Below are 26,403 nucleotides of genomic sequence, written 5' to 3'. Positions count from 1 at the left end.
CCTTTTTAGTATTTGATCTGTGTCGCTTTAACCACCAGTATTATGCCGAGTACATATGAAATGCCCATTATCCCAAGAAGCATTTTGCCAATATCGCTTGTCAAGTAATAAAGCTTAATATAATCGTTGCTATTGACAATTTTGTAAGCCGTCATTAAGACGATCAACATGCTTGCAAGTGTTAATATTCTATCCTGCTTAAGCTCTATTTTTCGTTTGTTTATTTCAACTTGTATTGCTGTGTATTCTTGCTCAAGTCCAGAAATGAGCTTAATAAGATTTCCACGCCTAAAGTATACTTGCTCTAAATTTAGGACAATATATTTTAGATAGTCATGTCCCGCAAACTTGTAAAAGTATTGAAAGGCAAGTTTTTCATCAAGTCCCGATTGAATAGAAGTATTGAACGTCACTAATAAATTTTTAATATATCTATTTTGCGCCATTTTTTCTGCATATTTGAGTGCTTTAATCAAGTCCTCCGTCTGATGTAAAGAAGCACTGATACTCTGTAAAAACCCCAAAAGCTCACCATCGATTTCATACTCGACTTTACCAAGAGAAATTTCCAATATGAAATAGGGCAATGCCATATTCAAAGTCATGAAAATAACTTTAAACAATAATGGAAGTCCAACCCAGTAAAGTGCAAACGTACTCAATATAACATAGAGCAATGCGTATTCAAAATAAAGGTTTTGAATCCTCTTAGGTAAACTATTTACACACATATTTATATGTAATTTAAATGCAGATGCCTTCAATTTATAAGAATGATAAGTGTTCTCTTGCATCAGTTCAACATACCATTTTTGATTTTTATATATTCCAAAGATCAAAATACCAATCCAAATCAAATTTAATATGAGAAAGCCTATTGTGATACTGGTCATCATAAGGCAACCTCTTTAAGTCGCTTATAGCGATAAATATGCCTGATGGCAGGCACGTTTCCAGATACAGATAATTCAGCAATTTCAACAACCTTAAAATCAGCAATGTAAATAATATATTGTATGCTCTCGTGAATTAATAGCCGCAGTGTGTTTTCTCCAAGCCTCGTCTCTGTTTCAATTAAAGTTAGAAGCCTAAGCAGTGTATCTTCCGAGTTATTTGCATGTATTGTGCCCAGAATCCGATGATCTGTATTCCCTGCTTTTATAAATTCCCAAGCTTCCTTTCCAGTTAACTCACCAATACAATAACTGTCAAGACTCATCGTCAAGCCATCTCGTATGAGATCATTAAGTGTTATTTTTTTGCCTCCAAGATGCATTTTTTTTATACTTTGTGAAATGCAATTCTTGCGTTTTGGCATTAATTCCACATCAGATTCGCAAATTAAAATGCGTTCATGCGGGTGAGAAGCTTCAATAATACCTCTGAGCAGTGTTGTTTTACCTGCGCCACCCTTGCCACATATTAAAATGCTCGATTTAGAATAGACCATCTTATCAATAAGGGCTCTTGAATCTCTGTTAATCATACTCAGCGCTTGAAGATCATCCAAAGAAAGGCTTTTTTGCAGATGCTTCCTTATGGTGAGTGATGTCCCAGATGTGTTTCTAGGGCTAATGCATACATTTATCCTCAAATGATTTTTAACATCACTGACTCTACAATGATTATCTATTTCATTAATAACGCCCCCATTTCTAATGATCAACAGTTTACAAAATCTCTCAAAAGCACTTTCAGATTCAAATTTGAATCCGATTTCTTCTATGACACCTTTTCGCTTAATGGTAAAATAGTCGAAAGTTGAAGCATCAATATCTGAAATTTCTGGATCATCTATATATTGCTGAAGATCTCCATAACCGTAGATCGTGTTAAATAGGCTCTTCTTTATGGCCTCCAAGTTGAAATGTCCCTTTTGCTCATCCACAAGCTTACCAATTTCATTTTTCAGAATATTTTCGTCTACCTTGTGGTCTTCAACGTCTGCAATTAGACTTGAGAATCGAATCACAATTTCATCTAATAACTTATTGACCAAAATCTCGGATTGCACGATACTTTGGGCATTTAGTTTTTCATGTGTTTCACAATTTAAACTGGTGATCACACTCATTTTAACAACTCCTTAATTACCTTCTTGAAATGGCGTTTTTGCTTAAGGTTGACCACACCTTTATATTGCGATTTAAAAATGGAGGTCATTACAGATTCTGAATACATCTTAGGTCTTAATGGTGTCTTAATCTTATATAAGTGATGCTTTACAGGCTCTATAAACTGTTTTGTCTTTAAGATTTCAATCATTTGCTTTGTCCAAAGAACAGAACTCTTATTATCTTGAAAACAAATGATGTTAATGTCACTTTTATTTAGGCACATTAGCGTCATATAATCATATAAATTGTCTCCTAGACTGATAATGACACATCCATACAAATTCGCCATAGTTTCCACCAGTGTATTAAGGGCACTTGTGTCATAGTGTTCATAATTTAGAACATTATAATTTCCCAATAAGACATCATAGTGGTGGCGCTTTTTAACGATATGTTTGAGATCGTGTTTAATTTTAGTGTTTTTTCTTAAAGAATCTAAGGCAATATTAAGCCCAGTATTGTCAATTCCAGTGAGATGACTTTCTACATTTGTCTCAATTTTATTTATACCAAGATATTCATCAAGTGTTGGTTTTAAAAGATTTCCATCCATTAACAGTAAAGACTTTACTTTGAATGATTCTGCCAATGATACCGCAAACTGAGGGCAATTATAGACCGCTATGATCCCTTTATAATTTTTATATTGAACCTTTCGAGAGTTCGTCCTCTGATTATGTCCAGAACCCCATTGATTTCCAGGTTTTTTTAGTGCCTTAGATGTCTTGGGATCGCATAATACATCATAATGTTCTGTAAGTCGTCTCAAATATTTCTGATCTTCCAAGGATATAGGCTCTAAATGTTGTAAATACGCTCGTTGAACACTATGTAAAAGCGCATGCCGTCTTTCATTTAAGTGTTGACTGAGCTCAAAAATATTTTCAAAAGCTTTAAACAACCCCATTTGAACTCTAACACCCACATAAAAATAACTATTTTCTAGATTTAACTTAAGCTGTGAATCATGGCTCAGTTGAGAAATAACAATGACCGCATTTACTTTAGACTGAATGACGATCTGAGACTCATTTTCCGTAATATAAGCTTGAGGATAATTTTCAGTTATTTCTTGAACTATTTTGAGTTGAGGTGTTGTGGTATAAATCCATAAGGCTTCTGTCATAGATTCCTCCTAAGTTATGGTAATATAATACATTATATGTAAGTATTTGTAAATAGAATAATGTAAAAAACTCCCAAGTATTTTAAATCTACCTGGGAGCTCTTTGGAATAAAGTTTATAATCTTAACCAAGCCTTGTGATTAGAGCTTCTTTCGAAGGAATCGAAGGAATACCACCAAAACCTTCTATACAAATTGCTGCAGCCGTATTAGAAACTTTTAGAATAGCTTCGATTTTTTCAGAATCTATTTGTTCTATAGGACATCCAAGTTCTAAAATCTGATGTACCGTTGCGCCAAAAAAAGTATCTCCTGCACCAGTTGTATCTACGACATTAACTTCTATACCTGGCACAATACCTGATCCCTTTGCATATGAATAGAATGAACCTTTTCCACCTAGAGTGACAAAGATCATCTTAACGCCGATATCGTGCAATATTTTACAACCTAAAGATAAATCTTTGTTTCCGGAAATGAGTTCAAGCTCTTCGTCAGAAACTTTTACAATGTCTGCATATGCCATACCTTTTTTCATATAATCAATTGCAGATGCAGAATCATCCCAAAGTGCAGGTCTATAGTTGGGGTCATAAGTAATGATTTTATTTTTTGATTTCGCATACTCTAACATGGCTAAGACCGTAGAGCGGCTGGGTTCATCCGTGAACGAAAGCGATCCGAAATGAAGTGCCTTTGTTTGATCAATTTGATCAAAATCGACATCCTCTCTATAGAGCATCACGTCAGCACAACCTTTCCTATAAAAACTGAAACTTCTGTCTCCTTCAGGTGTTAGATGTACAAATGCAAGCGTCGTTCCAAAGCGATTGTCTTGAATTAATCCATTTACATCTATTCCCTGATTTGACAAAACCAATTTTAATGAATTTCCAAAAGCATCTGCACCTACTTTTCCAATAAACGCCGTTTTTGAACCTAAGTTCTGAGCCATAGTCAAAAAATTACAAGGTGCACCACCTGGGTTCGCTTTGAAATGTGCATCAGGTGCTGGTGTAAAATCAATCAGCAATTCTCCTACTGCTATAATATCGTACATTTTTACCTCCTTAAAATATTTTTGTGTTCATCACATAAAGGCTGTAAAATGAATTCATCTGCCTCTGCCTTTAAAAAACGGCTTATATCTTCAGCATTATAATTATCAGCCGTATCATTATCTCTTTTTTTATAATTCGTCATGGAACATCACTTATTGGCGTTTATCGCCTATATTCATAAATTCTACTCTAATGAAATGGCGGCTGTCAACTTTTTTACCAAATTATTGATCCGTAAAACAAAGGATCGCCACATAAACCCATCACTTATTTTTTTATCATTTCCAAAATTTCATCCAAAGATATTTGACAAAAGTCGGACCAATACAGTGTATGTCCATACCTAACTTCCACTTTTTTAAAGCGCTCTATCGCTTCAAGGCTACAAAATCTAACCGTCTGCAAACGCGGTTTAAAATCATAAATTATTTTGTGTTGATTGTCCAGTTCAATAAGCAATGTATAATCCTCATTGGGAATAACGTTGATCATTTTTGACATAATATCCTCCTTCATTACTCCCACTGATATTTTTAGCCCCCAATGCTTCCGAACAGAAAAGACTCCTGCTATTTCATCATAGCGGAGTCTTTAAGGCTTGGATATTATCTTATACGATATATTTTAAAGGAGATTGAGGTCGATTGCTTTTTTGACTGCTAATGCACGCCCTTTCACCTCTAACTTTCTGTAAATACTTGTAATGTTTTTTCTAACGGTCACTTCAGCAATAAAGAGCTTTTCTGAAATTTCTCTATTTGTTTTACCTTCAACAATACCGCTTAAAATCTCCATTTCACGCTCTGTTAAAGTGGATTGCATGGTATTAATATAGCCAGAATCATTTCTCAAGTTGACTTCATGTTCTTGAAATCTTTCAATAACTTCGTCTAGATATGGATCTTTTAAGTTGCAAGCCCTCAGCTCTAAAATTATTCTAAGAAGATCTTTTCCGTACTCAACCAGAGGGAGGATAATATGATCCTCTCTAGCTATTTCCAAGGCTTTAATTAAACTCCGCTTAGATTTTTCGAATCCATAAAGCTTATATTTCGCAATCGCTTCTAAAAGGAATAAATGCAGATACCCAAACTGATTATCAAAAATTTCAAAGACTTTAATCATTTCTTCACAAAGTATTTCTAATCTCAAATACGCCTTTTTTATCAGTAAATACTTACCATAAACAATATAATTTAGCCCTTTGCCTTGATAGAGCACATCACTCTGTCTAATAAGACCTTTTTTCAACCATGTTGCAAAATACTGCTCTTCATTCAAAAGGCCACCCAAATAGCCTAAACTCACGTCAAAGGCACTACTTAGGATAGGACTATTAAGAGCATCTACAGTTTGCCCTAAATTATCCATTATTTCAATTGCATCATGACTTTTTCCTTTATAAACTAAAATCCTAGCCAAAACTAACTTAGAACAAATAATCACTGAGATTTGATTCAAAGTTTCTGCCTTTATAATGGCTTTTTGCGCCTTGTTTTCAGCAGCTTCTAGATCGCCTGTTTCAAGACAATATTCTGCTCTAAATTGGTGTTCAAAGCCCATGCCACAGCCATTGGAAAGATCGTTATAATACCAAAAAAGTCTTTCCATCTCATCCAATATGGAATACATTGTACCTTTTGTCTTGTAATATAAATATAGAATATGGGCTGAACCAAAGGTGATGATCTTCTCTTTATTGGCAATTAAAGAATTGCCCTCTAATAACTCATGTGCTCTTTTAAACCTCTTCTGCATTTTTTCAACATCATTAAATTCACTATACCCTCTGATGAGTTCAATTTCACCTTTGACAATTCTTTGAATTTCTGAATCCCCACTTTCATACGAATAAAAATAGGACTCAAAAGCATCTATGAGTTGTAACCCCTTTACAGGGTCGATATTGGTTACATAAAACCCTGCAAAAGTCAAAAAAGCAATTGGATATTGGTACTTGATCAATTCAGGAATTTCTTCAAAACACTTTAATATATATTTAGGATTGCAATCGATGATTTCTGTCAAATTCAAACCTTCAAATGCTTCTAAAATATGTTTATAAGCTTTTGCCTCTAAAAAATATTTAATTCCTAAAATGACATCATCGTGTTGTATATACCAAGTGCCGCTCTTCTTCAAAAGTTCATTCTTTTCTGAGGCCTGTAACCGCTCCACAAAAAAAGATTTAAAATAACTGTTTAAAATATTGTGCAGTTTATAGGTTTGGTTCACTTTGTCAAAATAAATCAGCGAATTGCTTTCACTCAATTTATAAAGTATCTTTTCATTAGACCTATCACCAGTGATAAATGCGACTTGCTCTGGCGTGAAACTTTCTAAAATACTCAGTTTTGTCAAAAGATCTATTTCCCTGTCTGAATACCACTTAACAACTGCCTTTTCTATAAGTCTTTCTATACTTTTAGCATGCTCTATCTTTCCAATTTCAATAAAGCGTTGCACAATTAAATAGACCGCTGAAATCCAACCTTCTGAAACTGCATAGGCTTCTCTTGCAATATCAACGTCAATTTTGCAATCATAAAGTTCAAAAAATAATTTAATTTCTTCTAAAGAGAGTTCAAAAAGGCTATTTTTGATCAAATGGCAAACCCCTTTTAAACCCATTTCATCTACAGATAGAGTTGGCATGGTCCTAGACAACAAAAGAATATGAAAGCCCTCAATGGCATTCCATACTATAAAATCTAAAAATGCATCCACCTCTGAGGAATGCGCAAAGTGATAATCATCAATAATCAAGACACTATTTGTTCTAAAAGTATATTCTTCAATTAACTCTAAAACTTTATCCCTTTTAGAAAAATCGTCTGGAAACCCCAAAACACGCAATTGATTTCCTAGTTCAGGCATGACCTTAGACAGTTGCCTTGTAAGTATACTCCATATATATTCCGCAGAGTCTTCATCCCTTTCAATAGAAAGCCATACACAGGGTATTTTATTTTCTTCTAAATAGGTTCTTGCAGCAGTGGTTTTGCCATACCCCATAGGTGCTACTGCAATTGTCAACGGAAATGACATGATCTTTTCAAAAGCTCTATTCAAATTTTTTCTTTGAAACAAGAGTTGATTCATATATACCCCTAATTCGTTTCGTATCTATTAAAGTATAACTGAATTTTCAAACAATTCAAAGCGCTCACGTCTGTTTTAAACTACAATTTTACAAAATGCGACCTTGGATAAAGCCAAAGTCGCATTTTATAAAACTCTTCTTCCTTCAATTGCCTTTGCAAGGGTGATTTCATCAGCATATTCTAAATCGCCACCCACCGGAATACCATGAGCAAGACGTGTTACTTTGATATCCGTTCCCTTTAAAAGCTTTGAGATATACATCGCTGTTGCTTCACCTTCAATGGTGGGATTAGTCGCAATAATAATCTCATTGCTATCATCTTCTTGAAGCCTTAAAATTAACTCTCTTATCTTAATTTCATTCGGACCAATGCCATCCATTGGAGAAATAGCCCCATGAAGTACATGATAATAGCCACGAAATTCCTTTGTATTCTCAATGGCTATTAAATCTCGTGGAGACTCAACAACACAAATTACGGTATGGTCTCGCTTCTGATCAGAACAAATATCGCATAGTTCACTTTCCGTAATATTAAAGCATTTTTCACAATACTTTATTTTTCGCTTTACTTCCAATATGGATTCAGCGAAATTATAAGCATCTGATTGTTCCATATTGATGACATAAAAAGCAAGTCTCTGTGCTGATTTTTTGCCAATTCCAGGCAGTTTAGAAAATTCATCAATCAACTTATTGATAGAAGGAATAAATTTTGACATTTAAAACAACCCTGGAATGTTCATGCCGCCTGTAAATTTGCCAAGTGATTTATTCATCGTATCATCAGCGGTTTTAAGCGCCTCATTTACAGCCACAATAATGAGATCCTGTAACATTTCAATATCGTCTGGATCAACCACTTCTGGTTTTAAATCAATTGAAAGAACTTCTTTTTTGCCATTTACTGTGACTTTAATAGCACCACCACCAGCTGTTGCTTCAAATGTTTCCGACTCAATTTTTTCTTGAGCCATTTGCATATCTCTTTGCATTTTTTGAACTTGCTTCATCATGTTATTCATATTACCAGGCATAGCTGGTCCTCTACCTTTAGCCATAATTAAAAATCCTCCTAAATTCTTATTTTATTTCAAGCACATCTTTATAATCCTTAAAGTAATCTCTTACCTGATCTTCTGGATTGAGTGCTTTTTTATGCTCTTCTTCTTTTATTTCAAAATGAAGTGAAACCAATTTTTTTAAAAGCCTAGACATGAGTGATTCTAAATATTTCAAATTAGCTGCGTTTTGCACAATATTTATAAAGAGTTTGTCCTCAGATGCTATACCAATTGTAACCCGATTTCCACTGAGAGTCAAAGGCGTTGCATTTTCAAAAACTGGCATGATACCTTTCTTTTCCGCTTTTATTGTATCCGTGAATCCATCCCAAATTTTAAAAACATCATCCAATCCAATCTCTGAATCCGTGAATTCAATAAAGGGTTCAATATCTTCCTTTGAATTTGCTGAAGCCGCTTTTAAAGCATTTCCAGTTGATGCGCCTTCGGGTAAAGTCGTCTTTGGACTTAATCCTTTATCCGTAATAGGCTGTGGCGCTACGGAAGCTCTCGTTTTTTTTATGAGAGGGGTATTGGGGATACTCCCGCCTTCATAAATAATGCGTTCAAGCTTGTCAATGCGTTCTATAAGGCCCTCTATAGTCTGGTCTGCTTTAACATTCATAATTTTAACAAGTGTTGCCTCGAATAAAATGCGCTTATTCTGAGAATATTTAATATGCTTTGAAAGCTCAATGAAAAGATTTAAAGCCCTTGAAATTTCAATTTGACTAAAGTGAATTGACAAGCCCTTTAAAGTCTCCATATACTCTTTGGAGGCATTGATGAGCAAGTCATAGTTTTCTTTTACCGATAATACAATTAATAGATCCCTGTAAACTTCAATGATAGCATTGATAAATTGATTTAAATCTTTTCCACTCTTTATGATTTCGTCTACTTGTATAAAAAGTTGATTGGCATCTTTTTGAATTAAATGCTCTATTAATTGAAGAATAATCTTATTTTCCACAAGCCCAAGTAAATCCACAACATCTTCAACCAATAAACGATTTGTCCCCACACTTAAGCACTGATCAAGACTGCTTATAGAATCTCTTACGGCACCATCACTTTTTTCTATAATAAGTTTTAATGCTTCAATATCATAAGTAACTTCCGTCTGATCACAAATGTATTTCAATCTAAAGAGCAAGTCGTCATAAGAGACTCTTTTGAAATCAAATCGTTGGCATCTTGATAAGATCGTCGCAGGAATTTTATGGGACTCTGTTGTCGCTAAAATGAAAAGTACATACTCTGGAGGCTCTTCCAGGGTTTTTAAAAGTGCATTAAATGCACCTTGAGATAACATATGTACCTCATCAATGATATAGACTTTAAAGCGACCTTTTGAGGGTGCAAACTTAACATGCTCTCTCAATTCCCTGATATCATCCACGCTATTATTAGAAGCTGCATCCATTTCCACGACATCAATAAATTGATCCTCCAAAATACTTTTACAGTTTTCACAGGTATTGCACGGATTGCCATCCAAATTATTTAAACAGTTTACAGCTCTTGCTAAAACCTTTGCTGTTGTAGTCTTTCCTGTCCCTCTTGTTCCAGAAAAAAGATAGGCATGTCCTATGCTGTTATTGACAATTTGGTTTTTAATAGGCAGAATAATGTGATTTTGTCCAATTATTTCATCAAAATTGAGTGGTCTCCATTTTCGATACAAAGCTTGATAAGCCATTTTCTCGCTCCTTTTTTTGCAAATATTATTTGTAAACAATGTACTCTTATTTATCTGAACCCTTCTTTTTATAAACATAGATCATCAATTATATTCTGTATTTTATCTGGCGACTTCTTTAAGATTCTTTCAAAAGCATCGATAATTATCGGCGAAAACTGAGTGCCTCTATTTCGAATTAATTCTTCTAGAGCTTCAAAAATGGTCTTTGCCTTTGAATATGAGCGTTCTGATGTTATTGCATCGAATGCATCTGCAACACCAATAATAGCAGCATATTCAGGCAATTCCTTCAACGTGTGTCTAGAGGGGTATCCCTTCAAATCATATCTCACATGGTGATATAAAATCCCCTCAACAATTTGTGAATCCAATTTTATTGATTTTAATATTTGGATGCCTTTTTCGGGATGCTCTTTAATAATTTCGTACTCTTCTTGGCTCAATTTACCTTGTTTAGTCAGAATAGATTGATGTATTCCCACTTTGCCAACATCATGAAGAAGGCCTGCAATTTCTATATTTTCAAGTTCTTCATTACTATAGCCCATTTCTAATGCAATTTCAACAGAAAATCTCGATACCCTTCTAGAGTGACCTTCCGTATATTTATCTTTAGCTTCAATAACATTCACAAGTGCATGGATTGTATTGAAATACTGTTTTCTCAATTGATCATATAGCAACGCTCTTTGAATGACAACGGACGCTTGATTCTTAAACATTTTCAAAATATTGATATCATTCGATGTCAACTCATGTTCTATGCCAATGGATAAAATAGATATAATTTCACCGTCTGTTTCCATCGGAGCAATCAATATTTGTTTTAAGCTCTCAGAATAATGATGTTTTTCTCTGTAAGTATCATCCACATCTATAATTTTTATCTCTGAATCCAAAATAACATCACTTTCATAGTAAGCATTTATATCTTTAATATTCATTTCATGGTAAAAATCACCTTTTTCAGTCTGTGCTTTTAGTTCCCAAACACCATCATCGTTTTTTATTCTGATCGTTCCGGACACAATATTAAAAAGATAATCAATTCTATTTATAATATTGATCAACAGTTCTTTCAAACCCCAATTGCTAATCAGAGAGGAGTTAATTTGATTAATATACTCCAGTTCTCTATTTTTTCTAAGAATTCGGCTTTGAAGTGCAATCTCATCATTGATGGACTTACCCACATATAAATAGCTTCCATTTGTCAAAGCTTCAACTTTAACATTTAAAAATTGAGATATTTGAGAGTCAAAACTATTCATTCTAAAATTTAAAAACAAAGGTTCAGGATAATGTGTAGTCAAATCTGTAAGCGCTTTAGAATTATCCATTACTATAGATAATATAGATTTTCCAACAATTTCTTCCCTTTTGAATCCTAATTTATTTTCAAAAGCACAATTGACCTCTAAAATAATGCCCTCTTTATTTATTATAAAAATAATTTCATTTATTGCGTCGAATAAAACATCATTTAATGCTTCCTTTGTTGCCATATCCGTAAAGTATTGATCATGTTCTCGTTTTAATGCTTTGCTCTTCTCAAGGAGAGCATCCATATCCGCTCTGTACTTTTCACAAGACGCTTTTAAGGTCTCTATTTCTTTTTCCAAATCCGCTTCGATCTCAATAATTTCATCAATCAATTGCTCTAAACGTCCATCATAATCAGGTTGAATTCTATTTTCTTTTTTATATTGACCTTTTTTTATGAGATCTAATATCTTTATAAGTTGATTCAATGGATATTGCTTACGTTTCAGTATGCTATTGAACAATAAGAAAATCACTATATTAACTAGAATCACCAAACTTCCCCATAACCAATAAGAAGGTCTCAACTCATTTTCAACTGGGATTTTAACGACTATTTCAAGATTCAATTTTTCACTTCGAACGGCCTTATAATAATCATCATTTACTATTTGCATCTCGCCCAATTTTAAATGGGCCTTTTCATTTGATGTTACATTAAATGTGCGATTTGAAAAGTGGATACTCTCAAAGGGCATATATTGGACGACAGGATCTTTTGAATCAGGTCTCTCCATATGAATAATAAATCTGTTTTGACTTGAATCCAATTCAATCTCATAGGACGCAGGCGACTGATCTAGATCAGATAAGAAATCACTTGATTCTTTTATTGAAACCACTTGATTTATTGAATCCATCTTTTGAGTGAATGTCATTTGTCTCAAACAGTTCTCTAAGTTTAAGAAAACTTGATTTGCCAATTGATCTATTTCCACATTTGCTTTTGCAATTTTCTTTTCTTCAAAGTAACCATCAAGATAGAAATAAGCACTTAAACTCCATAAAATCATTGGAATTAAAATGATTGTGAAAATTAACCACTTTTGAAAATTATAATATTTAATTTTCATCCTGTTCCCCCAATGTTTTAAAATCGTAAATTGCTTCCAAAATTTTATTTTTATTACAAATTAGATCTTCTAATATTTTTAAAAGTTGTGGCGAATACACAGTTCCTGATTCCGTGGTCATTTTCTTTAAAAAAAGGTGCTTATCATGATTGCCACTATTATAATTCATAAAAAGATCAAAATCATTTGCCAATCTGATAATTTGTGAATAATAAGGTTGCTCTTGCAAATCGACGGGTTGATTTGACAAATCATAATTGAGATGATGAAATTCTATACCTTTGAGAATTTCCTTATTAAAACCTACATTTTCTATCATTTTTCTGCCCATAACACCATGTTCATCTATATCAAAAAAATATTCTAGTGAATTATCTGCAAAACCCAATTTCCCGATATCATGCAATAATCCTGCAATGTAGATGTCATCAATTTCATTATCATTTAAGTAGAGTCTTTGCGCTATCAACCGACAAATCCGCGCAACACGCCTTGAATGTCCACTAAATCTCTCTTGTTTAATCTCAGCTGCAGTGACAAAAGCTTCCACCGTCTTGTAGTAGTTCGCCTTAAGCTGATCGTATAGTAAAACTTTTTCAAGCGAAATCGTAACATTAATCGATATGGATTCCAATAAAATGATATAGTCTGTATTAAATTTAAAATCGCTGATAATAGACATTACACCAAAACTTTTTTGATAGTTGGCCAATGGAATATACGCGACAGAACGCCCTTCATTTAATATTTTTTCTAAAACAAGTTCCCGAAACAACAAATCCTCTTCACCATTGATTATAATAATCTTATTCTCTTTAAAGCAATATCCCATATGCCTGCCTTCAATGGGCGCTTCCTTCTCTAGGATATATTTATTGCTGTAGCCGGAAACCGTTTTAAGTTCAAGTTTTTGATTTTCATTTATAAGTCTTATCGTATTTAAATTTAAATTTGCCAAAAAAGCAACTTTATCAAGTATATCTTGAAGTGTTGATTCTATGCTGTTGTTAACACTTATAATTTTGCCAATCTCATTTATAAAATGTAAGTCTCTGCTTTTTTTAAGATAATTTTGATTCATTTTGTCTTCAAAATTACTTTTAGAACAAAAACAAAGTATGTACCTTACTCTATTGAATTCTCGAATCCTTACAGATCCGCCGTTTAATGACTCTTTGAATATTTGATTTTTAAAAGTAAACTTGATAGATTTGTAATCCCTTTTTGATAAAAGATCTACCCCCATGTCAAAGCCTTCTATAAAATCATTTATATGATCACACGGACTGGTTGCTGGCTCATTTTTTAATATTTCTGCTAAAGCTTGATTCACATAAATGATTTGCCCCTCTGTATCCATAAGCCATATCATCTGCTCTATATTTTCTGATACTGTTTTAAACAGTGATTTCAAATACAAATCCCTATTTTTGAGAACCGTATGATTTTTGTACAGCTCTTCGAACTGTTTATTTTTATATCTAGTCTCTTGTATCAACTCACTTTCTATGACTTTGAGTTCACTGATCTCAAGTAACTTTAGATCAATATCCTCTTTTATTTCGTCCAAGCTTGCCATGATAATATGATATTCCTCTATCAAGCATGTCCCATGAATATTTTTTCTATAATTTCGATCTAAATCTAGTACGAGCTGCTTTAGAGTCTCATAACTTTTAGCCACAAAAACATAGCATGATGCAGATAATAATAATATCATGAGTAAAGTTTGTATGAATTGATTTTTTAATGCGTCCAGTATTTGAGTAAAAAAACTGTAGTGCTCCATCACGGCGTATTGCAATGCTTCCGTGTAAATAAGTTCTATGCGATTAGATTTGCTGACAGTTGATAAGACAGAGGCCTTAAAAACATCATATCTATAATCAACCATAACCTCCCCTAAAAATGTACCTTCTAGATTCCAAATAGGTTTGCTAAATGTTACAACTTCTATACCTGAATTGGCTTCTAAGTGAGGTGCAGAAATCATGATTTCACTTGTCTTTTCCACCACAGCCTCAGAATTCTTATTGGCGTCATCTTGCATTTCTCTATCTAGTGAGAATTTTGCATTTTCTCTTACTGCATGATAAGCATTTACTATATTAGAATCTGAAGTCACTAACGCCTCTAGAAATAGCTCATTTTTAAGCTCTTTTTCCCTTATATCACTTGCATTATTATTCGAAATGCTATACGACAGATACTCTATTTCATCCATTATAGCCTTTAAAGGTGTTTTTTTAAGATCTATTGTCCTTATGCCTCTATCACTATTATCATTACTGACAATACAAAAAATGCCATAGAGTGTTATATTGGCACATAATAGCACAAGCACAAGTAACGTTATATACTTTATTAGAAACTTAATGATTGATTTTTTTATCGAATCTCGCTTATAATTCACTCAACTTCCTCACGATCTGATAAATGGATTCACTTATGTAAATTATATTAGAAAAAACGCTAAAGATAAAGGAGATTAACTTTTAGATTAACAAATATAAAAGTCTCAGAGAACATCGTTCGAGTCAAATCTTATTATTTCCCAAATCTTGTTGCATGCAGCAACATTTGTGTCATCTCCCGATGAATCAAAACGATTTTCGCTGACGCTACTTGAGGGTGAACATCCCTCATCGTAGCTTTTGGCTCAAATCTTGTTGTTATAAAAAAAAAGTTGCCTCAATAGACAACTTTTTAATATGTAAGCCGTGCATCCAACTTCGAAATACTACTACAGACGTTACCACAACAGTTAGCTCAAATCAGGAACCCCCGCGGCACATAAACTTTCTTACTTACCGCTGCTTCCTTCCAGATCTGACGGGGTTCATAAGTGTCTATTGCGCAGGACCCAACTATCAACACCACTTATTATGGGCAGACTCAACAATGGTATCCCTTAGATGGACTTCAATCTTGCTACAGCGGATTGCAAGTTACAAGGCACCGCTACCTCCCCATCTAGCACGGCATATATTTTGTTGGCGGAGAGAGCGGGACTCGAACCCGCGGGGCCATGACAGCCTTACACGCTTTCCAGGCGTGCCCCTTAGCCAACTCGGACATCTCTCCACTATCTTAACCTTCTAAAAAAACGCTTCATTATATCAGAACATTCTTGACTTAAAACGCCTTCAACAATCTGACAATAATGATTTAATCCCTTAAAATCAAACAAATTGAACACCGATCCACAAGCACCCGCTTTTGGGTCCCTTGAACCAAAGTATACGGTTTTAATCCTAGACTGATAAATAGCCCCAATACACATAGGGCAGGGTTCTATTGTAACATAGAGGTCACAGTCTGTCAATCTCCAATGACCTATATTGCAACAGGCATCTTGTATGGCATTTATCTCAGCATGTGCAACCGCACATTCAGATAGTTCTCGTGTATTATGTCCTTTTCCAATGACTTTACCATTCTTTACAATAATGGCTCCAATAGGAACTTCACCGAGGTCAAAAGCTTTTTTTGCTTCATCTAAAGCTAATCTCATAAAATAATTATTTGTGTTTTCATTCACATCTAAATATCTCCTTTTTTTATAATCAATCACAGACTATTTTTAAAATCTTTAGCAAGACATAAGGTTTTCTACTGACGATTACATTATAACAAACCCTTGCGACTTACTGATCACAAGGGTTTTGATGTCGTGGCGCACCCGAGAAGATTTGAACTTCCGACCTACCGCTTAGGAGGCGGTTGCTCTATCCACTGAGCTACGAGTGCATTTATTTTCTATTTGTATTTTTTATGACATAATCTCTAAAATATATTTCTACATAATCATTTTTTTGACGCGCTTCTTTTTGGACTGAAACGGGGTTCGATGACCCACCATTTATAATTTCAGCTTTTGTCAAATCCAAATTATGACCTATCAGAACATCATAGACAGCCTTTATTCGATTGGATACAAGTTCCACTTCCATAGCTGTATTAGAAAAATTAGGATATCCATCTGCATGTCCTTCAATGACATAAATTTCATCAGGATAAGCCTTGATGACATCTGCAAAAGATTCTAAAGCTGCTCTAGCCTCTTGTGTAATTTCAAATGATTGAAAATTAAAATAGAGTACAACATGCGCTTCTTTTAGAATTTTAAGATCCTCCATAGAGTAAATACCATTTTCAATATCACTCTTGCTATTTTCGGAAAGATCTGTTGCCACATCCTCTTCTTGCTCTACAGGTTCACCTTCAACATTTTGACTGGGAACCACTTCTGTTGAGCTTGGATTTTCTTCTGGAACACTGATAGGCGTACTTATCACTTCCGAATTTTCATTGGCAACTGGTTCAGACTGATTTGGCGAGTTATATATATAACTTAAAATATAACTACTACTTATAATAACGATTGTAAGCAAAGAAATCAAGTATATTCCAATTATTATTTTACCTTTTAGCGTATATTTTTTAGGAAACATTATTTTCTACTTCTTAGGTTTTACAAATTCAACAAGATTAATAATCTTTTGAATCTCATATTCGATTAAAGTATTTTGGTCCTCTTGGAATTTTTTTCTACTCTTATTGATTTCTTTTAGATCTTCAATACGCTTTTCCAGCTCACTGATCGTTGCATCATTTCTATTGAAAATTTCTTGAGTTGTAGAGACGGTCTCTTCCAAAACTGTATTTAGTGAGTCAATTCTTTTATAGGCATCATTTAAGAGCTCATCCAAACTAATATTGGATACATTCATTATATTTAAAACAGTTTCTCTTTTGAGATCCATAGGTAAATTCTCAGGAATTGCTTTTAAATAAACATCTGCCATAAAAATCGATTTTTTTACATCCGTTTCAAGGTGAGCATTTCTATATATTTCATCAATAGTCAACATTTTATTTTTTTCATACGCATTGATTAACAAGTCAAGCTTATCACCAATATCTTTTGGAATATCGTTCATCTTACCAGCTTTTTCTCTTTCCAGTTCTTTTGCGTTAAAATTTTCTTTTTTAATATCAACAGCAGCTTCCTCAACTGGCAAAGAGACTAAATGTGATAAATCAGGAACATTCTCTAAATCTGGTACCTTATTCACATCCAGTTCAGGCTCTTTTGATTCTTCTGTTAATCCTAATTCCGATACTTCACTTTCAGTTGGGCTTGTCTCCACAAACCCCATTTTTTCAAATAATGTTTTTTTAGGCACCACGTCATATCCTCCCTATACTTATAATTCACTCAATTTACTTTCTAAATATTGGATTTTACCTCTATTGCTTTTTAGTATACTCTTATAAGATTCAATTATTTCATCTTTTCGATTAATTTGATTCTTTTTAATTTCAATCTGATGACTTAAAATATCGATTGCTTCATTCAAATCTTTTAAACTATTCCGCTTAAATTCCGCTAAATCCGTATCATCGTTTAATAGATATGGCGTCACGACTTCAATGCTATCCTTTATAATTTGAACACCCTCATCATCAATGTAAGTAATGTTACTTCTAGTATGAATATGAGTTTTCAATGTTTTTTTATTCTTATTTATTTTTTTATAAATTGTTACTTTACTGACGCCTAACATTCGAGCCACTTCAATTACTCTATACATATTACTCAACTGACCTTTCAAACTTTTTTAGTATGCCATACTGCAACTTGCTAATCACATCCAAATCTTCTAACAGTTTAAATTGATATTTTGCTACCAGTTCATCTTTTACTTCTAATTCCTGATCCAAATTCAACAACTCATCTGTAATGATCTCAAGCTTTCTTTTTAAAATATCATACTCTTTGTCTTGTCTAGACTTTAATTTATTTGGCTTTGCGTCTTTAATTATGTCTACATCTTCAGAACTGACATCCTGATTTTGTTCTAAACTCGAGTGAAATAATGTCTTTAATATTTCTAATCCTCGCTCATCGAAATAAGTCACTCCATCTTGTTTTGAAATATTAGGATCAAGCAAAGCTTTATGTGTAATCATCTTCTCAAAAATTTCTACTTTCTCAACGCCAATTATATCTGCAGCTTCACTGACTTTATACATTAATTCACCTCCTTTAGTTTACTGTTAATTAACTGTTAATCTTCTAATTCGCTTATTAACTGATCTTTGCTTGTACATATTAATTTTACATAATTAATTTCATAATTACAATTCATTTTTTATATATGCATATTTTAATTGAAATTAAGTTATTCCAGTACTTACACCAGTATTCAGTTAACACTAACAATTAGAAAACTTCTATTTCTGGTGTGTTAACCTATTTACATCAATACACTTAAACCCTTATATTGTAATGTTCTGTAGCTTTTTTTGTATCTGAAATAAAATTGATCTCTTTTTTAAAATTTATTTTACTTTTATATAAAATATATTTTTCTCATTTAGAAACGTTTGACTCAGGCTGACATAAATAGAAAAGTGGTTGAGCATGTTTCAAAACATAACATTCTCAACCACTGTCCCAAATTAGTATTTTACTCTTTTTCAAGTTTTGTTTCAATTTGATACTTTTTCAGCTTACGATATAATGTACTTCTACCTATCCCCATGATTTCAGCAGCTAAAGTGAGATTGAAATCCACTCTAAGCAGTATTTCCTCAATATACTGAGCCTCCATTTCCTCTAGACTCATAAGCTTTTCTTCTTTAATATGCGACAAATGTTGTACGCTGTAAACACTTACATTTCTATTGTTTAACTCTGACAGTTGAGCATCTAAAGCGACTTCTTTGAAGCTTTTAATTTTACTTTTATCTGTAAGTTTATCTATAAATTCTGATGTGCAATCCAAACCATTATTATTGATCACGCTTTTAACCAGTTTACAGTAATCATTGGAGAACTCATTTAGATTTTTTAACGTAATTGAGTTTTGTTTAATTCTTGATAAAAGTCGCTGATTAATATTGAGTTCATTCAGTAAATCAACCGACATGTAAACAGTTGTCAATATTATGTTTAAACACTTGAAATCATTATACTTTGTGTCTGAATTCTTAATCATTTTCTCTTCTGTGTAAACAGTTAACAGCGCAACGCTTTTAGAGTCTAGCAATTCAAAGTTTTCTATAATAACCGTATCATATTGATACAACGCCATAAGGAGTTCATTATATCTCACGTATTTAGGCATATCTTTTATATTGATCAATATTCTCAACTTGGACATTTGATCTGCTAAATAAAGCGCTAAACTTGTCTTTCCGCTACCTTGTGATCCCATAATAAGAATGGGCATTTTATATTCTAAGAGTCTTCTTACTTTTAATTTAAAGTCATTAAAGTATGGTTCAGGATATACAAATAGCTTTTCAAGCGAATAATTTGTATAATGCTCAGCCTTGTTTGTTGGCATCGGATTGGTATGCGATTGAATTTTTTTTAGTGCATCTTGAAATATAACAGATTCATACTCTGATATACTTACCTCGCTAATAATCATACAAACCCCATAAAAATTATCGCCTATAATAATGGGCAGCGCCATCGTATATAGCTCTCTAAAAACATCTAAATAGTGTTCCTCTAGCGAGACCTTAAAGTATTTTTTTGTTCTCAAACTTATTGCCGCTGCATTCGTCCCAATTAATGTTTCATCTATATTATTGATAACGTCATACACTTCATGAACTATATTTTTAAATATAACATCACCATTACTATTGCAAATAAAAAAATCATAACTTTGATCTATAAGTTTAGAAATAGATTGAACAAATTCTACACTCATGTGCGTTTCAAAAGAATCTATTGGATCTTTTGATTTTATAGATTCTGTTACATCTAAATGTGTGATATAACATTTATACCATGATTTGGAAATTTCATCATTTACGATTTTTTTATTTAGTCGTCCAGTTTTAATAAAAAGTGATTTTGCTTCTTTTACTTGGATATTATACATGTCACTTCCCCTAATTTATTATATATGTCATAAGCCTTCAAATTTTCGTTTTAAAGCGTTTTATTAATTTGTTGATGTTTGACATTAAACTTTATTTTTCTTTCGATATATAAGGCTATAAAATGTAATTTTTATCCATTTAAAAGAATTCTATAGCCTTTTCTATTATAGAAATCTTAACTGGCGTTTTACCAACTAAAGTACCATCTGCATTTATATAATATTGATTTTTATCATCAGAGATTTCTATTTCTTTTCCCTTTAAATATTTTACCTCTTTTAATGCTTCAAGTTTACCCTTATATATTTTTGCCAATTCTTTTATGAAAACTTTTTTGCTAACTGAATTGACTAAGCATATATCAAATTCACCATCTTGTGGTGATGCCTCAGGACAAACATTCATTCCACCACCAATATATTTTCCATTTCCAACTGCAATAAGTAATAGGGGTTTATTCACTTCATGATCATCCACTTTTATCCAAACTCTATTTGCTTTAAAAAACAAACCCGATTTTAGGGTACTTAAAAAATATGCCACAGGACCGTGAATTATTTTTTTTAATCTTTCTGTATCTTTAATAATTGGACCATCAATTCCAAACGAACATACATTTATAAAATAGAATTGATTTGCTCTTCCAATATCAACAAATATTGTTTCTTCATTTCTAATTCTAGACAGTACAGAATTCATATCTGTAGCTCTATCGAAACATCTAACAAAATCATTTCCAGTCCCACTTGGAATGATTCCGACTCTAAATTTTTTTGTAATTGTATAATCCAATCCATTAATTATTTCTGATAGCGTACCATCTCCACCAACACCAACAAATTCATCATAGCCTTTTTGCACATATGATTTAACAATTTCTGTTATATTACCTTTATATCTTGAAACCTGAATGCTGTATTTTATGTTTTTCATTTCGTCTAATTTTTCTTTTATAGTCGGTAAAAGCTCAATAGTTTTTCCTCTACCTGCTACTGGATTTATAATAAAAATAATATTTCTTTCTTTCACCATCTAAACCTCTATCTATAATTTTCTTTTCTACTCTTATATTATACTCTATTTTTACTTTTAGTGTATGACCTAAGTTTATATATGCGTTTACTTTTATTATATTTTATCTAATATTCTATTTAAAATTAGAAACAATTATTCTATTTTTCTATGTTTTTTTTATTTTGCACTACAATTGAATTTTTTCATTTATATGCTCTCTATTGATTTTACTGAAATCGTGTTTTTGCAATTGTTCAAGGGGTATTTTCACTTTGTTTTACTTCTGTTGGCCTTTTTTTGCTTTTTTGATACAGTTATCGCATGACGTTAAAAACCTTATATAACTGAAATTTGAGCTTTTATAGATGTCTTTAAATAAAAAAAAGCTCAAATATGATGTTTCACGTGAAACATTCACATTTATAAGCTTTTCATTTTTTTCTTTTAATATATTTTGAATAATAGTCATTAAAGTAGCATTTTGAAACAAAAGTATATGTTTCACGTGAAACTATTTTTGATGAATCAAATCTAAAATTCGATTCAAATCATCAATATTATAGAAATCTATGAGAATTTTACCCCTACCATTGGATTCTTTAATAGTAACTTTAGTACCAATAGAGACAGCTAATTCTTCTTCAATATTAATAATTTCAGGTAATTTTTTATTGGGTTTATGCTTTTTTAATATAGGTTGCTTACTAAAAAAATGATCATAATTTTTTACCAATTCCTCTGTTTTTCTTACACTTAAGCCTTCACTGACAATATATTCATAAGCTGTTTTTCTCTTTTTTTCAGTATCAAGAGATAATAGTGAACGACCATGTCCAGTCGTTATTATATTATCTGAAATGGCAAGTTGAATAAACTCTTCTAACTTTAAAAGTCTCATCATATTTGTTATATAAGACCTGCTTTTACCGACAATTTTACTCAAACTTTCCTGTGTGATTTTAAATTCATCAATAAGTTTATGATAAGCAGCCGCTTCTTCAATGGCATTTAGATCCTCGCGTTGAATATTTTCCACAAGCGATAGTTGTGCAACAGTAAACTCATCTACATCTTTTATAATAGAAGGCACTTTTTTTAATCCGACTTCTTTACAAGCTCTCCATCGTCTTTCGCCAGCAATTATTTCATAGTAACTTCCTTTTCGCTTTAAAACAATAGGCTGTAATAATCCCAATTCCCTAATAGAATCCGCTAATGCTATAATTTTAGAGTCATCAAAATCCTTTCTAGGCTGATCCCGATTAGGGATAATTAGATTAATGTCAACATGATCAATCATTTCACCATCTTCATTAATCTTGGCTCTTTTTTCTAATGCAATATCATTGGGAATTAAAGCACCAAGTCCTCTTCCTAATCCACTCTTCTTATTCATATCTCAACTCCTCTAATTCCATAAACTCCTCAGCTAAATCCATATAAGCTATCGCACCCTTTGATTTTGAATCATAGTGCATAATAGGTAATCCAAAACTTGGTGCCTCAGCTAATCTGATATTTCTAGGAATAATAGTAGAATAAACCAGATCTCTAAAGTGTTTTTTTACTTCCTCAACAACTTGGATTGATAAATTGGTTCTACCATCAAACATACTCAGAAGAACACCTTGTATTTCAATTTCAGGATTTATACTCTGCTTAATTAAATTGAAAGTATTTAAAAGTTGACTAACGCCCTCAAGTGCATAATATTCACATTGAATTGGAATAATGACACTATCCACGGCAACAAGTGCATTGATTGTTAACATACCAAGAGAGGGTGGACAATCAATAATTAAGTAATCAAAATCTGATTTAATTTCACTTAAACATCTCTTTAGCAAAGTCTCTCTATTCTCCAACTCAATAATTTCAATTTCAGCACCTGCCAAATCGACACTTCCAGGCAAAATCGATAAGTTATCAAATTGTGTTTGAACAATTGCAGAAGTAATTGGCACATTATTAATAAGAACTTCGTATATAGAGTAATCCACATTGTATTTATCCACGCCAACACCACTTGTCAAATTACCTTGTGGATCATTATCTATAAGCAAAACCTTCCGACCTAACTGCGCAAGGCCAGCCGCCAAATTAACAGCAGTTGTTGTTTTACCTACACCGCCCTTTTGATTGAATACCGCAATCGACTTTCCCATGTATACCTCCTATATAAGATACTATATTCATTATACTAAAAAAAATTGAAATAAAAAAGAAATAAGAACCCAAACTATAAGATTGGCAACTTATTTCTTCAAAATGGTTAGATCGAATATCTACATAAATTAAATTACATATTATGGAATATAATTTAGAGTGGATTTTTCTTAGGCACACCCGCTTTTCTGGGATATTTTTTTTCAATATTACCCATTTTCTGTATAATCAAAAGATCTCTTTTACCAAAACCCTCTGGTAAAATGATTTCCTTAACATCAACCAATTTTGATTTCATACATTTAAAAGCATTCTGTGCATCATTGAGCTCCGTTTTTGTCTTAATACTCTTATAGGCAATAAAGTAACCATTTGTTTTTACAAAGGGCATTACCAATTCTAATAACAATCTAAGCTCTGCAACTGCTCTAGAAACAGCGATATCATAGACTTCTCTATATTTTTTATCCTGTCCAAAATCTTCAGCCCTACCATGAATAAAATGACAATTATCTAATTCAAGTGTGTCTACTAACTGATTTAGAAAAGTAATTCTCTTATTTAAAGAATCAAGCCCAGTTACTTCTATGGTTGGTTCTAATATCTTAATCGGCAATGAAGGAAAACCTGCACCAGTGCCAACATCCATAATATTTTTATTATTTATGTCAATACCAATATTTTTAATGAGCATGGAATCCATAAAATGCTTTATAAAAACATCCTTATACTCAATTATTGCGGTCAAATTATACTTTTCATTTTCGCTGACTAAAAAAGAATAGTACTTCTCTAATTTTTCATATTGAGCTTTTGAGAGATCAAAATTCATGGATTCAAATAAATTATTAATCATTTACTTTCTTCTCCTTTGTTGCTCCATATATACCAACAGAACAGATATATCAGATGGTGACACACCTGAAATTCTAGAAGCTTGACCAATTGAATCTGGCTTAATTTCAGATAATTTTTGCCTTGCTTCCAATCTTAAACTCTCTATGGCATTATAATTAAGATCCACCGGTAATTTTTTTTCTTCAAGCGCTTTGAACTTTTCAATTTGACTCATCTGTTTTTTAATATATCCCTCGTATTTCACAGATACTTCAATTTGTTTAATAACATCCTTCGTCAGCGCTTCAGGTCTAGTCTCATCAATATCTTCAAGATGTTTATAAAAAACTTCAGGTCTTCTTAGTATATCGATCAATTTAGTGCCCTGTGTTACAGGACTGCTTTCAATTGAAAGTAACACTTCATTTAAAGATTCCATTTTCAAATTGACTGATTGAATACGCTTGTATTCTTGATCAATCATTTCAAGTTTCTTTTGAAATCTTAAATAACGATCTTCGTTGACGAGACCGATATCATAGCCCTTTTGCGTCAACCTTAAATCTGCATTATCCTGTCTTAAAATCAATCTATATTCCGCTCTAGAAGTCATCATTCTATAGGGCTCATCTGTTCCCTTAGTCACGAGATCATCAATTAATACGCCTATATAAGCTTCAGAACGATCTAATATAAAAGGCTCCTTACCTTTAAATTTTAATGCTGCATTTATACCTGCAATCAATCCCTGCGCTGCTGCTTCTTCATAACCTGAAGTCCCATTAAATTGACCTGCTGAAAAAAGACCATCCACTGTCTTGAGCTCTAAAGAAAGATTGAGCATTAAAGGATTGATACAATCATATTCAATTGCATACGCTGGCCTCATAATTTCACATGCTTCCATGCCTGGAATAGATCTCATGAAGGCCAATTGAACATCCTCAGCCAAACTCGTGGACATCCCCTGAATATACATTTCATTGGTATCTCTACCCTCAGGTTCGATAAAAAGCTGATGTCTCGGCTTATCAGTAAATCTCTGCAGCTTTGTTTCAATAGAAGGACAATATCTGGGCCCAGTACCTTCAATCACACCAGTAAATAATCCTGATTTATCTAAATTATTGAGTATAATTTCATGTGTCACATTATTGGTATAGGTTAACCAGCAGGGTAGCTCTTCAATTTTTATGTCATCATTCATGAAAGAAAATAATTCATAATCTTGATCTCCCCATTGAACTTCCATTTTATCAAAATCTAATGACCTCTTATCCACACGTGCAGGTGTCCCCGTCTTAAATCGCCTTAAATCAAATTCATGCTGATTTAAACTATCCACTAACTCATATGAACCAGAAAGACCATTGGGGCCACACTTAAGCTGTGCATCTCCTATAAAAATAGTACTCCCTAGATAAGTTCCAGTTGATAATACAGCAACATCACATCTATACCGAGAACCTATACTTGTAATAACACCTTTTATTTTATGATCTTCAATGATTAAAGCAGTTACTTCAGCCTGTTTCACATAAAGATTCTCCGTATTTTCAAGCACTTTCTTCATTTCCGTATGATATTGATGTTTATCTGCTTGCGCACGTAAGGAATGAACAGCAGGTCCTTTTGAACTGTTGAGCATCTTGCTTTGAACAAAAGATTTGTCAATATTAAGACCCATTTCTCCACCGAGCGCATCAATTTCTTTTACAAGATGTCCCTTTCCAGTCCCTCCAATAGAAGGGTTACAAGGCATCATTGCTATTGAATCCAAATTGATAGATAAAATCAGAGTTTTAACACCCATTCTCGCACTTGCAAGAGCAGCTTCACATCCGGCATGACCTGCACCAATTACTATACATTCAAAATATCCAGCGTCAAAAGTTCTAAGCATT

At 32.9% G+C, this 26,403-nt stretch carries 23 protein-coding genes, 2 tRNA genes and 1 other RNA gene; all 26 read right to left on the bottom strand.

The window, feature by feature from the left end; translation table 11 throughout:
* Window positions 1-5 precede the first annotated feature (5 nt).
* The gene (locus ISU02_RS20430) at window positions 6-896 is read right to left on the bottom strand and encodes a hypothetical protein (protein ID WP_194703703.1); all 891 of its coding nucleotides are present in this window, start codon (window positions 894-896) and stop codon (window positions 6-8) included.
* Window positions 893-2,074 (bottom strand): ATPase, T2SS/T4P/T4SS family, encoded by a 1,182-nt coding sequence (locus tag ISU02_RS20425; RefSeq protein WP_194703702.1) that lies wholly within the window; start codon window positions 2,072-2,074, stop codon window positions 893-895. Before ISU02_RS20425 ends, ISU02_RS20430 begins: the two co-directional genes overlap by 4 nt.
* Entirely contained in the window at window positions 2,071-3,243 is a 1,173-nt protein-coding gene (locus ISU02_RS20420; protein WP_194703701.1) for a hypothetical protein, read from the bottom strand. Before ISU02_RS20420 ends, ISU02_RS20425 begins: the two co-directional genes overlap by 4 nt.
* Window positions 3,244-3,366: 123 nt before the next feature.
* A complete protein-coding gene (locus tag ISU02_RS20415; protein ID WP_194703700.1) occupies window positions 3,367-4,302 on the bottom strand; it encodes a carbohydrate kinase family protein in 936 nt (311 codons plus the stop codon).
* A gap of 2 nt (window positions 4,303-4,304) precedes the next feature.
* Window positions 4,305-4,445 (bottom strand): hypothetical protein, encoded by a 141-nt coding sequence (locus tag ISU02_RS20410; protein WP_194703699.1) that lies wholly within the window; start codon window positions 4,443-4,445, stop codon window positions 4,305-4,307.
* Window positions 4,446-4,570: 125 nt separating this feature from the next.
* Complete coding sequence (locus tag ISU02_RS20405; RefSeq protein ID WP_194703698.1) at window positions 4,571-4,804, bottom strand: DUF2442 domain-containing protein; 234 nt, start codon at window positions 4,802-4,804, stop codon at window positions 4,571-4,573.
* A 123-nt stretch (window positions 4,805-4,927) separates the two neighbouring features.
* On the bottom strand, window positions 4,928-7,405 hold the full coding sequence (locus ISU02_RS20400) for a LuxR C-terminal-related transcriptional regulator (protein WP_194703697.1): 2,478 nt from the start codon (window positions 7,403-7,405) through the stop codon (window positions 4,928-4,930).
* Between the two features lie 126 nt (window positions 7,406-7,531).
* A complete protein-coding gene (recR, locus tag ISU02_RS20395) occupies window positions 7,532-8,131 on the bottom strand; it encodes a recombination mediator RecR (RefSeq protein WP_194703696.1) in 600 nt (199 codons plus the stop codon).
* Window positions 8,132-8,470: a YbaB/EbfC family nucleoid-associated protein gene (locus tag ISU02_RS20390; protein WP_194703695.1), complete on the bottom strand. Its 339-nt coding sequence runs from the start codon at window positions 8,468-8,470 to the stop codon at window positions 8,132-8,134.
* Window positions 8,471-8,492: 22 nt separating this feature from the next.
* Window positions 8,493-10,175, bottom strand: a complete 1,683-nt coding sequence (gene dnaX, locus ISU02_RS20385) for a DNA polymerase III subunit gamma/tau (RefSeq protein ID WP_194703694.1) — start codon at window positions 10,173-10,175, stop codon at window positions 8,493-8,495.
* 68 nt (window positions 10,176-10,243) lie between these two features.
* Window positions 10,244-12,574, bottom strand: coding sequence for an HD-GYP domain-containing protein (locus tag ISU02_RS20380; protein ID WP_194703693.1), 2,331 nt, complete (start codon window positions 12,572-12,574; stop codon window positions 10,244-10,246).
* Window positions 12,564-14,987 (bottom strand): HD domain-containing protein, encoded by a 2,424-nt coding sequence (locus ISU02_RS20375; protein ID WP_194703692.1) that lies wholly within the window; start codon window positions 14,985-14,987, stop codon window positions 12,564-12,566. The genes ISU02_RS20380 and ISU02_RS20375 overlap by 11 nt, the downstream gene beginning before the upstream one ends.
* A 305-nt stretch (window positions 14,988-15,292) precedes the next feature.
* Window positions 15,293-15,556, bottom strand: an RNA gene (gene ffs, locus ISU02_RS20370) — signal recognition particle sRNA large type.
* A gap of 12 nt (window positions 15,557-15,568) precedes the next feature.
* Window positions 15,569-15,658: transfer RNA gene (locus ISU02_RS20365), tRNA-Ser, on the bottom strand.
* A gap of 1 nt (window position 15,659) precedes the next feature.
* Window positions 15,660-16,115 (bottom strand): tRNA adenosine(34) deaminase TadA, encoded by a 456-nt coding sequence (gene tadA, locus ISU02_RS20360; RefSeq protein ID WP_323985065.1) that lies wholly within the window; start codon window positions 16,113-16,115, stop codon window positions 15,660-15,662.
* Between the two features lie 133 nt (window positions 16,116-16,248).
* A tRNA-Arg gene (locus tag ISU02_RS20355) sits at window positions 16,249-16,324 on the bottom strand.
* Window positions 16,325-16,326: 2 nt separating this feature from the next.
* The gene (locus ISU02_RS20350) at window positions 16,327-17,028 is read right to left on the bottom strand and encodes an OmpA family protein (protein WP_194703690.1); all 702 of its coding nucleotides are present in this window, start codon (window positions 17,026-17,028) and stop codon (window positions 16,327-16,329) included.
* A 6-nt stretch (window positions 17,029-17,034) separates the two neighbouring features.
* Window positions 17,035-17,763: a hypothetical protein gene (locus tag ISU02_RS20345; RefSeq protein WP_194703689.1), complete on the bottom strand. Its 729-nt coding sequence runs from the start codon at window positions 17,761-17,763 to the stop codon at window positions 17,035-17,037.
* A gap of 21 nt (window positions 17,764-17,784) precedes the next feature.
* Window positions 17,785-18,153 (bottom strand): hypothetical protein, encoded by a 369-nt coding sequence (locus tag ISU02_RS20340; protein ID WP_194703688.1) that lies wholly within the window; start codon window positions 18,151-18,153, stop codon window positions 17,785-17,787.
* A 19-nt stretch (window positions 18,154-18,172) separates the two neighbouring features.
* Window positions 18,173-18,613, bottom strand: a complete 441-nt coding sequence (locus ISU02_RS20335) for a hypothetical protein (protein WP_194703687.1) — start codon at window positions 18,611-18,613, stop codon at window positions 18,173-18,175.
* Window positions 18,614-19,050: 437 nt separating this feature from the next.
* Entirely contained in the window at window positions 19,051-20,481 is a 1,431-nt protein-coding gene (locus tag ISU02_RS20330; RefSeq protein ID WP_194703686.1) for a helix-turn-helix domain-containing protein, read from the bottom strand.
* Window positions 20,482-20,620: 139 nt separating this feature from the next.
* Entirely contained in the window at window positions 20,621-21,514 is an 894-nt protein-coding gene (locus tag ISU02_RS20325) for a diacylglycerol/lipid kinase family protein (RefSeq protein WP_194703685.1), read from the bottom strand.
* A 493-nt stretch (window positions 21,515-22,007) separates the two neighbouring features.
* Complete coding sequence (locus tag ISU02_RS20320; RefSeq protein ID WP_194703684.1) at window positions 22,008-22,892, bottom strand: ParB/RepB/Spo0J family partition protein; 885 nt, start codon at window positions 22,890-22,892, stop codon at window positions 22,008-22,010.
* Window positions 22,885-23,661, bottom strand: coding sequence for a ParA family protein (locus ISU02_RS20315; protein WP_194703683.1), 777 nt, complete (start codon window positions 23,659-23,661; stop codon window positions 22,885-22,887). The genes ISU02_RS20320 and ISU02_RS20315 overlap by 8 nt, the downstream gene beginning before the upstream one ends.
* A 155-nt stretch (window positions 23,662-23,816) precedes the next feature.
* Entirely contained in the window at window positions 23,817-24,518 is a 702-nt protein-coding gene (rsmG, locus tag ISU02_RS20310) for a 16S rRNA (guanine(527)-N(7))-methyltransferase RsmG (protein ID WP_194703682.1), read from the bottom strand.
* On the bottom strand, window positions 24,519-26,402 hold the full coding sequence (mnmG, locus tag ISU02_RS20305) for a tRNA uridine-5-carboxymethylaminomethyl(34) synthesis enzyme MnmG (RefSeq protein WP_194703681.1): 1,884 nt from the start codon (window positions 26,400-26,402) through the stop codon (window positions 24,519-24,521).
* Between the last annotated feature and the right edge of the window lies 1 nt (window position 26,403).

The organism is Fusibacter ferrireducens (assembly GCF_015352425.1).
Lineage (GTDB): Bacteria > Bacillota > Clostridia > Peptostreptococcales > Acidaminobacteraceae > Fusibacter_A > Fusibacter_A ferrireducens.
The sequence above is the reverse complement of the archived record's forward strand: the minus strand, read 5'-3'. Positions and strand labels throughout refer to the sequence as shown.

What these genes read in the sequence shown, in the direction of transcription:
- ISU02_RS20430 (WP_194703703.1), bottom strand. Translation starts at nt 896, where the DNA reads ATGATGACCAGTATCACAATAGGCTTTCTCATATTAAATTTGATTTGG.
- ISU02_RS20425 (WP_194703702.1), bottom strand. Translation starts at nt 2,074, where the DNA reads ATGAGTGTGATCACCAGTTTAAATTGTGAAACACATGAAAAACTAAAT.
- ISU02_RS20420 (WP_194703701.1), bottom strand. Translation starts at nt 3,243, where the DNA reads ATGACAGAAGCCTTATGGATTTATACCACAACACCTCAACTCAAAATA.
- ISU02_RS20415 (WP_194703700.1), bottom strand. Translation starts at nt 4,302, where the DNA reads ATGTACGATATTATAGCAGTAGGAGAATTGCTGATTGATTTTACACCA.
- ISU02_RS20410 (WP_194703699.1), bottom strand. Translation starts at nt 4,445, where the DNA reads ATGACGAATTATAAAAAAAGAGATAATGATACGGCTGATAATTATAAT.
- ISU02_RS20405 (WP_194703698.1), bottom strand. Translation starts at nt 4,804, where the DNA reads ATGTCAAAAATGATCAACGTTATTCCCAATGAGGATTATACATTGCTT.
- ISU02_RS20400 (WP_194703697.1), bottom strand. Translation starts at nt 7,405, where the DNA reads ATGAATCAACTCTTGTTTCAAAGAAAAAATTTGAATAGAGCTTTTGAA.
- recR (WP_194703696.1), bottom strand. Translation starts at nt 8,131, where the DNA reads ATGTCAAAATTTATTCCTTCTATCAATAAGTTGATTGATGAATTTTCT.
- ISU02_RS20390 (WP_194703695.1), bottom strand. Translation starts at nt 8,470, where the DNA reads ATGGCTAAAGGTAGAGGACCAGCTATGCCTGGTAATATGAATAACATG.
- dnaX (WP_194703694.1), bottom strand. Translation starts at nt 10,175, where the DNA reads ATGGCTTATCAAGCTTTGTATCGAAAATGGAGACCACTCAATTTTGAT.
- ISU02_RS20380 (WP_194703693.1), bottom strand. Translation starts at nt 12,574, where the DNA reads ATGAAAATTAAATATTATAATTTTCAAAAGTGGTTAATTTTCACAATC.
- ISU02_RS20350 (WP_194703690.1), bottom strand. Translation starts at nt 17,028, where the DNA reads ATGTTTCCTAAAAAATATACGCTAAAAGGTAAAATAATAATTGGAATA.
- ISU02_RS20335 (WP_194703687.1), bottom strand. Translation starts at nt 18,613, where the DNA reads ATGTATAAAGTCAGTGAAGCTGCAGATATAATTGGCGTTGAGAAAGTA.
- ISU02_RS20330 (WP_194703686.1), bottom strand. Translation starts at nt 20,481, where the DNA reads ATGTATAATATCCAAGTAAAAGAAGCAAAATCACTTTTTATTAAAACT.
- ISU02_RS20325 (WP_194703685.1), bottom strand. Translation starts at nt 21,514, where the DNA reads ATGGTGAAAGAAAGAAATATTATTTTTATTATAAATCCAGTAGCAGGT.
- ISU02_RS20320 (WP_194703684.1), bottom strand. Translation starts at nt 22,892, where the DNA reads ATGAATAAGAAGAGTGGATTAGGAAGAGGACTTGGTGCTTTAATTCCC.
- ISU02_RS20315 (WP_194703683.1), bottom strand. Translation starts at nt 23,661, where the DNA reads ATGGGAAAGTCGATTGCGGTATTCAATCAAAAGGGCGGTGTAGGTAAA.
- rsmG (WP_194703682.1), bottom strand. Translation starts at nt 24,518, where the DNA reads ATGATTAATAATTTATTTGAATCCATGAATTTTGATCTCTCAAAAGCT.
- mnmG (WP_194703681.1), bottom strand. Translation starts at nt 26,402, where the DNA reads ATGCTTAGAACTTTTGACGCTGGATATTTTGAATGTATAGTAATTGGT.